Genomic DNA, 11,062 nt, shown 5'->3' on the forward strand with positions numbered 1-11,062 from the left:
CTGGAGAAGCGGCGCCGTCCCCAACCCCACCCACCAGCTGGACTGGCGCCGGTGGGGCGGGGCGGGAGGATCTCGTCCCAGTCGTAGTACCACTGGCTCCAGAAGCGGGTGCCCCAGGCGTCGTTGAGGGCGTCCAGGTCGTCCTCGTACCGCGCGCGCAGCCACCGCCTGAACGCCGCCGCGCTCTCGTCGCAGTAGCACTCGGCGTTGTGGCAGCCGTACTCGTTGTGGACGTGCCACATCGCCACCGCCGGATGGTCCGCGTACCGCCGGGAGATCTCCCCCACCATCCGCAGCGCCGCCTCGCGGTACGCCGGGCTGCTCGCACAGAACGTCTGACGGCTGCCGTACGACAGCCTCCGGCCGTCCTTGTCGACGGGCAGCGCCTCGGGGTGGGCCTTGAAGAACCACGCCGGGGGCGCCGCCGTCGGGGTCGCGAGGTCGGCCGCGATGCCGTGGCCGTGCAGCAGGTCGAGGACCTTGTCCAGGAGGGAGAAGTCGTACGCGCCCTCCTTGGGCTCCAGCAGCGCCCAGGAGAAGATGCCGACGCTGACCATGGTGACCCCGGCCTCGCGCATCAGGCGCATGTCCTCGGCCCAGACCTCCTCGGGCCACTGCTCGGGGTTGTAGTCGCCGCCGTAGGCGATGCCGGGGACGGAGAGTTCGCGCTTCATCGGGCACCTCCGCCGAGGAGCCGGCGAGTGGTGGCCACACCCCACTCGTCCAGGGACAGCAGCCGGTCGCTGGAGGCCATGAGGCCGCCGGTCGCCTCGACGTGCGCGGCCCACCGTTCCCGGGTCTCGACGGCTGGGCGGGCCATCAGACAGTCGGGGTCGTTGATCCAGAGCCGGCCGTGCTGCCACTGGCGGCCGGCGCCGGTGAACTCGGCGGGGTCCTGGCCGGGCTGGCTGTAGTCGTCGGCCTCGGGGCGGCGGTGCGGGGCCGTGTCGGGGCTGACCCGCATCGCGTCGAACAGGCCGACGGACGCGAGCAGGGGCGCTCCGCAGCCCAGCAGGTAGGCGTCTGCGCCGATCGCATCGCGGATGAGCTCGATGCCCGTGCGGTACGCCGTCAGCGCGTCGACGTCCCGGTCGTGCCGTACGCCGTCCAGGGCGCCCGCGTAGAGGAAGTCGACCTTGAAGTAGTCGTAGCCCTCGGCGCGCAGCGTGCGGAACACGTCCGTCAGATACGCCGCCGCCTCGGGGTGGGTGGTGTCCAGGACGCGCAGGTCGTGGCCCCAGTTGCGGCCGGCGTGCGTGAAGCCGCCGTCCGCGTCGCGGACCAGCCACTCGGGGTGCTCGGCGGCCAGGTCGCTCGCCGGGTCGACGAGGAAGGGTGCCGTCCAGATGCCGGCGCGGCGGCCCCGCGCGCGGATGGCGTCCGCGATGCCGGCGCGGGAGCGGAAGCGGCCGGAGAGGGTGAGCCAGTCGCCGAGGGCCTTCTGGTAGCCGTCGTCGATCTGGACGACGTCGATGGGCAGGTCGAGGGTGTCCATCGCACGGAGGTTCTCGTGGATGTCGTCCTCGGTGACGGCGGTGAAGTACTCGTACCAGGAGCACCAGACCGTCGGCGCGGGACGCGGGGCGGGCAGCTGGAGGCTGTCGGCCCAGTCGCCGAGCACCGACTGGACGGTGGTGCCCGTCCACTCCTTCACCGGGCCGTCGGCGCTGACCTCGGCGACGGCGCCGTCCGTCACGACCAGCCGGATCGACGGCACCTCACGCACCGGATCGACCGCCGCCCACAGACGGACCGGCGAGCCGTCACCGGGGTCGAGCGCCAGCAGGCCCTCGCCCTGGAAAGTGCACTCGGGGACGGTGACGCCGGGCCGGTAACAGACCGTCGCCCAGTTGTCGTTGGTCGGGCGGTACGGCTTGTCACCGAGGGCGTAGGCGCCGCTCGGGCTCCAGGACTGCCAGCCCTCCTCGTGGACACGGGCCTTGCGGGGGTCCACGGGCACGGAGGCGACGGGGGTGAAGAGGTGGTGCACGGGGGGTCTCTTTCAAGAAGGGGGCCGGCGGCTCGGGCAGCCGCCGGCCCCTGTTGTGCGGCCGTCAGCCCTTGTTGGCGCCGAGGGTGAGGCCGCTGACGAACTGCCGCTGGAGCACGAAGTACACGATCAGCGTGGGGATCGCGGTCAGCAGAGCACCCGCGGCGACCAGGTTGGGATCGGTGAAGTACGCGCCGGTCAGGTTGTTCAACGCCGAGGTGATCGGCATGTTCTCACCGGTCGAGATCAGCACCAGCGCCCAGAAGAAGTCGTTGTAGATCCAGATGGACAACAACGTCGCCAGCGCCGCCATCGCCGGCCGGCACAACGGCAGCACGATCTGCCAGTACTGCCGCCACACCGACGCCCCGTCCACGAGGGCGGCCTCGGTCAGCTCGTGCGGCAGGCTGCGCATGTAGTTGCTCAGCACGAACGCACAGAACCCCGACTGGAACGCCACATGGATCAGCACCAGCCCCAGCGCGGAGTCGTAGAGCTTGCCGCTCATGGTGATACCGGGCAGGTCGATCAGCAGATACAGCCGGTACAGCGGGGTGATGATGACCTGCTGCGGCAGCAGGTTGCCGGCGGTGAACACCAGCAGCAGCGCCAGGTTGAGACGGAAGTCGAACCGGCTGACATAGAAGGCCACCATCGAGGACAGGAACAGCGTCAACAGCACCGCCGGCACAGCGATGATCATCGTGTTGACGAAGTAGTGACTCATGTCCGACTGCGTGAACGCGTTGGTGAAGTTGTCGAAGTTCAACGTGTCCGGCCAGGACACATACCCCTTCTCACTCGTCTCCGCATAGGGCCGCAGCGCCGAGTAGATCGCCCACGCCAGCGGACCGATCCACACCAGCGCCATCGACGCCAGGAACAGGTGCAGCAGGATCCGGCCGGGGCGGACGGGAGCGCTCTTCTTGAGCGCGACGGTGCCGGTGCTCATGCGCGCCGCTCCTTCCGGAAGGTGGCCACCAGATACGGGATGATCACGACGAGGGAGATCAGCAGCAGCACGACCGCGATGGCCGAGCCGTAACCGATACGGCTGGACTCGCCGATGATGTTGTTGGTGACCAGGATCGAGAGCAGCTCGGTGCCCTCGGCACCCTTGTTGAACACGAACACCAGGTCGAAGGCGCGCAGCGCCTCGATGATCGTCACGACCAGGACGACCGTGTTGGTGGGCCGCAGGGTGGGGAAGATGACGTTCTTGAACGTCTGCCACTCGTTCGCCCCGTCCAGCGCGGAGGCCTCCCGCAGCGAGGGATCGACACCCTTCAGACCGGCCAGATAGAGGATCATCATGTAGCCGGTGTGCCGCCAGGACGCGGCCACCAGGATCGCCCACAGGTTCAGATCCGGGTCACCGATCCAGTCGATGTACTTGCCCGGCTCGTTCGCCCCGATGATGCTGTTGATCAGCCCGGTGTCCGGGTTGTAGATCAACTGCCAGACGAACCCGATGACCGCCATGGACAGCACGACCGGCAGGAAGAACGCCGTCTGGTACACCCTGCTGAAGCGGATCTTCTTGTCCAGCTGCACCGCCAGGAACAGCCCCAGCGGCGTCGGGATCACGATCAGCACCACGAACCAGATGACGTTGTGCTGAACGGCCGGCCAGAACTGCGGGTTCTGCTCGAAGAGCACCTTGAAGTTCTCGAGCCCGACCCACTTGATCGAGTCGAACCCGATCCCGTCCCAGGTCGTGAACGCCAGCGCGATCGACGCCAGCGCCGTCACCCACACCAGCGCGATATGCAGGATCGTCGGCAGACCCGCCATCAGACCGAGCGTGAACCGGTCCCGACGCGTCAGCAGACGCTTGTGCCCTTGAGGCACCTTCTTGTGGTTGTTCTCGGCGGGGGCAGCGCCCGAAGGCGGCACGGCGGCCGCCTCCGGGTGCTCCTTGGTGATGTCGGTAGTCATGTGAATCAGCCGTGTCAGCCGTATCTGTGGGGATCAGCCGGGTCAGCCGGACGCGAAGATCGTCTTCTTCTGCCGCTCGATCGAGGACAGCAGACTGTCGACGCCCTTGGGGTCGCGGATGAACTTCTGGAGCGCGGGCTGCATCACCGTCGAGGTGAAGTCCGGCCGACTGTCACGGTCCATGAACTGCGTCAGGGACTTGGCGCCGGAGATCATGTCGTACGCCTTCTTCTGCAGGGGGGTGTACGACGACGTGTCGGCCTTGATGGAGGCGTGGACCACGCTGGGGTCGGACTTGAGGTAGATGTCCTCGGCGTCCGGGGTGCCCAGGTACTCCAGGAGCTTGACGGCCTCGGCCTTGTTCTTCGGGCTCTTGCTCATCATGAAGCCGTCGGTCGGCGCCTCGACGGTGTCCTGGCCGTAGGCCGGGTCGATCTCCGGGAAGGCGAAGAAGTCGAGGTCGTCGAGGGCGGCCTTGTCGGTGAACTGCTGGGCCACGAAGGTGCCGAGGAGGTACATGCCGGCCTTCTTCGAGGCGAGCGTCTGGGCCGCGTCCTGCCAGGTGCGGCCGACGGCGCCCTCCTGGTGGTAGGGGAGGATCTCCGCCCACAGGTCGAAGGCCTTGCGCACCTTGGCGTCGGTCCAGGAGGCCTTGCCGGCCATCAGCTCGACGTGGAAGTCGTAGCCGTTCTGGCGGAAGTTGATCTGGTCGAAGGTGCCGAGGGCGGGCCAGGCGTCCTTGTCGCCGAAGGCGATCGGGGTGAGGCCGTCCTTCTTCATCTGCTTGCACAGCGCCACGAAGTCGTCCCACTTGGTGGGGACTTCGTAGCCCTTCTCCTTGAAGACGCTCTTCCGGTAGAAGATCGCCCACGGGTAGGTGTACAGCGGCACGAAGTAGTACTTGCCGTCCTCGCCCTTGCTCAGCTTCTGCATCGCCTCGGGGAAGTTGCCCGCGATGGTCTTCCAGACGTCGTCGATCGGCGTGGCCAGTCCCTTGGCCGCGAAGAACTGCATCCGGTAGCCGGCGAACCAGGTGAACACGTCGTCCGGCGTGCCCTGGAGGTAGGAGTTGATCTGCTCCTGGAAGGTGTTGGAGTCCTTGGTGTTCACGTCGACCGTGATGCCGGTCTTCTTCTTGTAGGCCGCGTAGATGTCGGCGAACGCCTTCTTCGGCACCGGGTCGGACGCCTTGGAGCCGAGGCTGACGGTCTTCGGGTCACTCGCACTGCCGCTGCCGCCGCAGGCGCTCAGCAACGGGATTCCGGCGCCGAGTACGGCGGCGCCGCCTATGCCGCGCAGCAGGGAGCGACGGCTGGGCGAAGGCAGTGAGAGACCGGAGGGGGAGAGGTGCGGCATCTACGGCTCCTGGTGGCAGGGTTCGATCATGAGGGTTGGGCGTGTCGAAGTCCGTCGTAACCGATCAGAAATCAACTTGACCGAACACGGTGGCGCAATAACAGCCGTTTGTCAGGTCATGCGTCAAGAGATGTCGATCGCCGTTTTGGAAACGTGACCGACATCTCGAACCGGGCTTCAACACTGTGTTGACCGAACCGTGGCGGAGGAGCTCCGCCGGGGTGGAGCGGGGCGGGGTGGGGCCGAGCCGGTCGTGGTGTTGCCAGGGCGACCGCCGGGCGGCCTGACCGGCACAAGCGGACGGACGCCGGTCGAAGACAACACGACGCACCAGCAGGCATCTGCCGTGAAAGGTCAGCCGGGCGTCAGCGTGGGCCACCAGGGCCTCCGAGGTGAGTGAAGACGGCAATCTCCACTACGCCCGGAGGCCCCTTCATGATCAACAGCCGGTAGCGGGCGTGTCACCAACCTCCCGGCCGAGTACAGCTAGCGCACCACCACGGTCCGGGTCTCGCTCACCTGGTCCACCTCCGAGACCCGCACGGTCACCTTCATCTCCCACGTCCCGGCGATGGGCAGGTTGAGGAAGCTGTTGCCCCAGTAGCCACCCTTGTCGGTGAGTCCGGCGTCGAGGGGGCCGATGTCCTTGGCCGGGTGGGTGAAGGAGATCCGCAGCTCGGGGACGATGGACACGCCGCCGTCGGGGCCGTAGACCAGCGCCTCGATCGAGTTGTCGCCGACCCGCCCCGGGTCGAGGGTGACCTGCACCTTGCCGTGGCCGCCGGGGGTGCCGACGTCGAAGGGGACGTTGGTGACGGAGGCCCCGACCACGGCGGGCGCCCCCGCCGCCGCGTCGGCCTCCGCCCGCCCGGGCAGCGTGCTGGTGAGGACCGTGGTGACCAGCAGCACCACGGCCCCGACGGCGACCTCGGCGAGGACGGAACGGCGCAGGGCACGGCGGTGCGGGTCGGGGGGAGGGGGTACGTCGGCCACGGCCGGTGCCGGCGGCTCGGGAAGCGCGGGCCCACCGACTGCCGGTCCACCGACCACCGGTCCGCCGACCGCCTCCGGGACACGCTCGCGGTCCCGCTCCCGTTCCGGTTCCTGCTCCTGTACGACCGCCGCCTCCCCGTCGGCCGCCGCCTCCCCGTCCGCCGTCGTCGTCGCCAGCCGGGCCGTCCAGCGTCGCGAGAGGGCGGCCGCCGCGAGGAGCAGGGCCACGGCGGCCAGCTTGAGGGTCAGGAGCCTGCCGTACGTCGTACCGGTGAGGGCGTCCCACGAGCCGAGGCCGCGCCAGGACTGGTAGACGCCGGTGACGACAAGGACGGTCACGGAAGCGAAGGCGAGCCGGGAGAAGCGGGTCACCGCGGCCGGGGTCAGGCGGGCCCGGTACAGCGTCACGAGGAGAGCCACGAGCCCGCCCAGCCACACCGCCGTGGCGAGCAGATGCAGCGCCGAGGACGTCATCGCGACCGGCACCTGGATGCCCGCGGAGGCGTGCTCGCCGGCGGCCCAGGTCACGGCGAGCCCGACGGCGAGAGCCGCGCCGCCCCAGCCGTACGGCTTGCGCCGCCTGCCCAGCCGTACGAGATACCCGGCCACCACCGCCAGGAGCCCCAGCCGCGCCAGCAGGACGGCCCCCGGCCGGCTGCTCAGGGTCCGGCCGAGGGAGTCGACTTCCAGCGACCCCAGGGGCCCCTCGCCGGTCTCGTACGGGGCGCGCAGCACCAGCAGGGCGAGGGTGGCACCGAGGAGCGTCCACCAGCTCGCCGTCAGCAGCGTACGGAGCAGGGGCGCCTCCGGCGGACGGCACAGCGCCATGAAGGTGGCCGTGCCGATGAGGAGGGCGACGGCGAGGTAGGCGAGGTAGCGGGCGATGTTGTAGAGGCCCTTGGTCGCCGGGTCCTCGACGGGGCCCGGGTCCACGGTGGCCGTGGTGACGGAGGCCTTCCCGACGGAGAACGTGAACGCGCCGGAGACCGGATGACTGTCGGCCGACACCACCCGCCAGGCCACGGTGTACGTCCCCTGCGCCAGCTTCCCCGGCAGCGTCACGCGGGCGGTCCGGCTGCTGTCCGGGGTGTGGGCCGGCTCGCCCGTCCGCAGGCGGCGCCCCTCGGGGTCCAGGACGCGGAAGGAGTCGTCGAGCAGCCCGACGGACTCCGTGAAGGTCAGGGTGAGGTGGCGGGGGGCCGACTTGAGGAGGGCTCCGTCCTCGGGGTCACTGGCGCGGAGGGCGGCGTGAGCGGATGCCGGTCCCGTGCCGCCGAGGAGGAACAGGACCAGCAGGGTGCCCAGCAACACCAGCCTTTGAAGCCCCCGTCGCCCTCGCCGCCCGCTGCACCCTCGACGCCCCGGCCCTCCGCCATCGCACCTCACGCCACATCTCCGTCGTCGGTCGGTCCACCTCGGAGTTACTTACGGATGCGAAGGGTGCCACGCTCACCTACTTGGTACGGCGTGCGCCCGCGCGCCGGAGCGCGGACGAGATCGGGGCGTTCGGCCTGGGCCGGGTGCGGCTCGACGAGGTCCCGTCGAGTCGGCTGGTGACGCCGGGCGGATCCGGTCACAGCCACCAGGCGGATCAGCCCTCGGCCAAGGCCACGAGGAACCGAGTCTCCGCAGCGTCCCCGATATCGTCGGCGGCCCCCTGAAGAACCGACCCCGCTCACCACGTAGGCCGAGCCGACACCCCGCCGTCCACCACCAGATCGTGCCCGGAGACCCACGACGCGAGCCCCGATGCCAGGAACACGCACGCGTCCCCCACGTCCTCGGCCCGACCCAACCTCCCGACCGGCGCCGCCCGTTCCCAGCGCCGGACGCCCTCCGGCCAGGCCTCCTCCAGGCCCTCCCGGTGGATGAGGCCGGGCGAGACCGTGTTCACGCGGATTCCGAAGGGGCCGTATTCCAGGGCGGCCGCCCTGGCGTGCGTCACGATCGCCGCCTTGGACGCGGAGTAGTGGGCGTGCAGCGGGGCGGGGTGGCTCGCCTCGATGGAGGCGATGTGGGTCACCGAACCGCCGCCGTCCTGCGCCCGCATGATCTCAGCGGCGGCCTGCGTGCAGGCGAACATGCTCGAGAGGTTGGTGTCGACGACCGCCCGCCACTGCGCCAGGGACATGCCCCGCAGCTCCCGCGTCGGCTGCACCCCCGCGTTGTTGACCAGCGCCGTCAGCCGCCCGTCACCCCACTCGGCGGCCTCCCCCACCACCCGCCGGCACACGTCTTCGTCGCTCAGATCGCCCTGCACCACCACGGCCCGCCCACCCGACGTCCGGACCGCGCGCGCCACTTCGGACGCCGCCTCAACCGCCGTACGGCAATGCAGTACGACCGCCGCGCCCGCCTCGGCGAACCGCGTCGCGATCCCCCGTCCGATGCCGCCGCCCGCGCCCGTGACCAGCGCGACCTGTCCTTCGAGGAGTCCTGGGAGTTCGGTCATGGGCGGCACAGTTCCGCGATCCGGGCCGCCTCGGCGGGATAGCGCGCCGTCAGGTCCGCCAGGTCGCCGTGCTCATAGCTCTCGTAGGTGAAACCGGGCGCCATCGTGCAGCCGAAGAAGGTCCAGGAGCCGCCTGCCGCGACCCGTGCGCCCATCCAGGTGCCGGCCGGGACGGTGAGCTGGATGTGCTGGCCGCGCGGTATGTCGGGGCCGAGGACGGTGGTGCGGGAGGTGCCGTCCGGGGCGAGGAGGAGGATCTCCAGGGGGTCGCCGAGGTAGAAGTGCCAGACCTCGTCGGACGGCAGGCGGTGCAGGGCCGAGTAGTCGTCCGCCGTGAGGAGGACGACTATCGCCGTGCCCTGCGGGCGGCCGTCGGGGCGCTCCGGGCCCGCCCAGGTCTGCCGGAACAGCCCGCCCTCGCGCGGGATCGGCTCCAGGGAGTAGTGCGCGACGAGTTCTTCCGGAGTCGGCGTCGGAGTCACGCCCGGAAGGCTACCCCCGGCTCAGGAACGCGAGTTGGGCCTTCTTCTCCGGGATGTACACGTCCGGCAGGTCCACCTCCGGCAGCACGACCACCGGGCCGGCCGTGAAGCCCTGCTTGAGGAAGCGCGCTACGGCCTTGTCGTTGCGCACGTCCGGGTCCACGACCACCCGCCGGCGGTCCAGGGTCCGGAAGACGTACGACGACACGACGCCCAGCAGCGCCGAGGTCCAGCCGGGTCGCCCGCCCTCGGGGCCGGCGGGGGCGAGCAGCAGGTGGACGCCTATGTCGCCGGGCTGGACGTCGTAGCACTCACTGACGCGGTCCGCCTCCGGCTCGTACGTCTGGAGCAGCGCGACCGGGGTGGCGTCGCGCAGGACGAGGAAGGCGTGGTGGGTCTCGAGCGTGTCCATGTGGGCGTAGATCCCGGCCACCTGGTCCCTGGTCAGGCCGTTCATGCCCCAGAAGGAGGCCCGTTCCTGGCTGACCCAGCCGTGGACGAGTGCGGCGTCGCCGTGCGGGTCGAGGGGGCGGATACGGACGGTGCCGAAGCCGTCGACATGCTCCTCGTGCACGGTCTGCATGGCCTGCTCGGTCTGCCCGGCCTGGTCGGTCTGGTCGGTCTGGTCGGTCTGCTCAGACATCGGATTCCTTCTGGAGCTTGGTGAAGTCGGTGGCGACCGGGGCCAGGTCTCCCGCCAGCCACAGGGGGAGTTGGTCGCGGTGGTGGGGCGAGCCGGGGATGCCGGAGGCGCCGAGCGGGACCACCCAGAGGCTGGCCTCGCGGTCGGCCAGGTCCCAGACGTAGCGGGCGGCGGGGCCGCGTGCGCTCAGGTCGGTGAGGCCGGGGACGGCCGAGGTGCACAGCACGCAGTCGTGGTCGCCGGAGAGGCCGGGTGCGTCGTACGACGGGTCGGGTAGCGCCCGCCAGGGGGCGAGGCGGTGGGTGTCGCCCCAGGTGCCGCGCCCTGCGCCGGTGGGCCGGGCCGCCACCTCCTCGACCGCCGCGCGGACGACCTCGGCGCGGTCGATGCCGTACAACTCCTCGGCGCGCAGGAGGTGTTCCAGGGCGAAGCCGACCCGGGGGAGCAGGGCCAGCCAGGGGAGGAGGACCTCCGGGTAGGCGGGCGGGGCGGACAGCGCGGCGAAGGCCGGGTGCGCGGCGATGCGCCGTACGACCTCGGCGCGCACGGCCGCGTACACGGCCGCCGGCGCGCTGCTCGCGTCCATGTGGCGGTCCCAGTTCAGGAGGGTCCGGCGGATGCGGGCGCCCTCGGGGGTGAGGTCCTCCACGGTGGCCAGGAGGTCCAACAGCGGTGCTGCTGAGGCCAGTTGGGTGTCCATGTGGATCGCCGGCATGTCGGCGGCCGTCCAGTGCTCCTTCTCCCCCAGCAGGGCCGTGATGCGGTCGGCGCGGTGCGGCGGGGCGAACTCGACGCCCAGGGGTGCGGCGAGGCCGCGCTGGTTGGCCATGGCGGCGACGCCGTCGGTGAGCCCGCCCCGGGGCGTCCCGTGCCATCCCTGCCAGTCGTGGCCGGGCTCCCAGGCGGGCACGAGCCGGACCCGGTTGGCCGCCGACCGCACCGGCACCCTCCCGGCGACGCGGTGCAGCAGACCGCCCTTGGTGTCGGCGGCCTGGACGACGTTGACGGGCTCGGCCCAGAGATCGACGGCACGGTCGACGTCGGCGACACGGCGGGCGCGGAGGAGGGGGAGGAGGGCGCCGAAGCCGAGGTCGGAGGTGACGCGGGGCGGGTAGCGGAGCGCGACGGCGACCGGCAGGGCGTCCGGAAGCTCGCTGGAGAATCCTTCCTGCAAACCCTCCTCCAGACCGTCCGGCAACCCCTCCGGC

The 11,062-nt window shown here is 70.6% G+C and carries 10 protein-coding genes; all 10 read right to left on the reverse strand.

What is annotated here, in order from left to right:
• The coding region (locus L0P92_RS36590; protein ID WP_234767374.1) for a beta-galactosidase at nucleotides 1-674 on the reverse strand (674 nt) is incomplete at its 3' end.
• On the reverse strand, nucleotides 671-1,990 hold the full coding sequence (locus tag L0P92_RS36595) for a glycoside hydrolase family 36 protein (RefSeq protein ID WP_234767375.1): 1,320 nt from the start codon (nucleotides 1,988-1,990) through the stop codon (nucleotides 671-673). The genes L0P92_RS36595 and L0P92_RS36590, both read right to left, overlap by 4 nt.
• 64 nt (nucleotides 1,991-2,054) lie before the next feature.
• Nucleotides 2,055-2,942, reverse strand: coding sequence for a carbohydrate ABC transporter permease (locus L0P92_RS36600; protein WP_234767376.1), 888 nt, complete (start codon nucleotides 2,940-2,942; stop codon nucleotides 2,055-2,057).
• Nucleotides 2,939-3,928, reverse strand: a complete 990-nt coding sequence (locus L0P92_RS36605) for a carbohydrate ABC transporter permease (RefSeq protein ID WP_234767377.1) — start codon at nucleotides 3,926-3,928, stop codon at nucleotides 2,939-2,941. The genes L0P92_RS36600 and L0P92_RS36605 overlap by 4 nt, the downstream gene beginning before the upstream one ends.
• A gap of 42 nt (nucleotides 3,929-3,970) precedes the next feature.
• Entirely contained in the window at nucleotides 3,971-5,284 is a 1,314-nt protein-coding gene (locus L0P92_RS36610; RefSeq protein ID WP_234767378.1) for an ABC transporter substrate-binding protein, read from the reverse strand.
• 486 nt (nucleotides 5,285-5,770) lie between these two features.
• Nucleotides 5,771-7,588, reverse strand: coding sequence for a copper resistance CopC/CopD family protein (locus L0P92_RS36620; protein WP_234767379.1), 1,818 nt, complete (start codon nucleotides 7,586-7,588; stop codon nucleotides 5,771-5,773).
• A gap of 364 nt (nucleotides 7,589-7,952) precedes the next feature.
• A complete protein-coding gene (locus L0P92_RS36625) occupies nucleotides 7,953-8,729 on the reverse strand; it encodes an SDR family NAD(P)-dependent oxidoreductase (protein ID WP_234767380.1) in 777 nt (258 codons plus the stop codon).
• On the reverse strand, nucleotides 8,726-9,211 hold the full coding sequence (locus tag L0P92_RS36630) for a cupin domain-containing protein (protein WP_234767381.1): 486 nt from the start codon (nucleotides 9,209-9,211) through the stop codon (nucleotides 8,726-8,728). Before L0P92_RS36630 ends, L0P92_RS36625 begins: the two co-directional genes overlap by 4 nt.
• 10 nt (nucleotides 9,212-9,221) lie before the next feature.
• A complete protein-coding gene (locus L0P92_RS36635) occupies nucleotides 9,222-9,794 on the reverse strand; it encodes a GNAT family N-acetyltransferase (RefSeq protein ID WP_234767383.1) in 573 nt (190 codons plus the stop codon).
• 52 nt (nucleotides 9,795-9,846) lie between these two features.
• The coding region (locus tag L0P92_RS36640; RefSeq protein ID WP_234767382.1) for a penicillin acylase family protein at nucleotides 9,847-11,062 on the reverse strand (1,216 nt) is incomplete at its 5' end.

Source organism: Streptomyces muensis, from assembly GCF_021474425.1.
Lineage (GTDB): Bacteria > Actinomycetota > Actinomycetes > Streptomycetales > Streptomycetaceae > Streptomyces > Streptomyces muensis.

What these genes read in the sequence shown, in the direction of transcription:
- L0P92_RS36600 (WP_234767376.1), bottom strand. Translation starts at nt 2,942, where the DNA reads ATGAGCACCGGCACCGTCGCGCTCAAGAAGAGCGCTCCCGTCCGCCCC.
- L0P92_RS36635 (WP_234767383.1), bottom strand. Translation starts at nt 9,794, where the DNA reads ATGCAGACCGTGCACGAGGAGCATGTCGACGGCTTCGGCACCGTCCGT.
- L0P92_RS36625 (WP_234767380.1), bottom strand. Translation starts at nt 8,729, where the DNA reads ATGACCGAACTCCCAGGACTCCTCGAAGGACAGGTCGCGCTGGTCACG.
- L0P92_RS36610 (WP_234767378.1), bottom strand. Translation starts at nt 5,284, where the DNA reads ATGCCGCACCTCTCCCCCTCCGGTCTCTCACTGCCTTCGCCCAGCCGT.
- L0P92_RS36605 (WP_234767377.1), bottom strand. Translation starts at nt 3,928, where the DNA reads ATGACTACCGACATCACCAAGGAGCACCCGGAGGCGGCCGCCGTGCCG.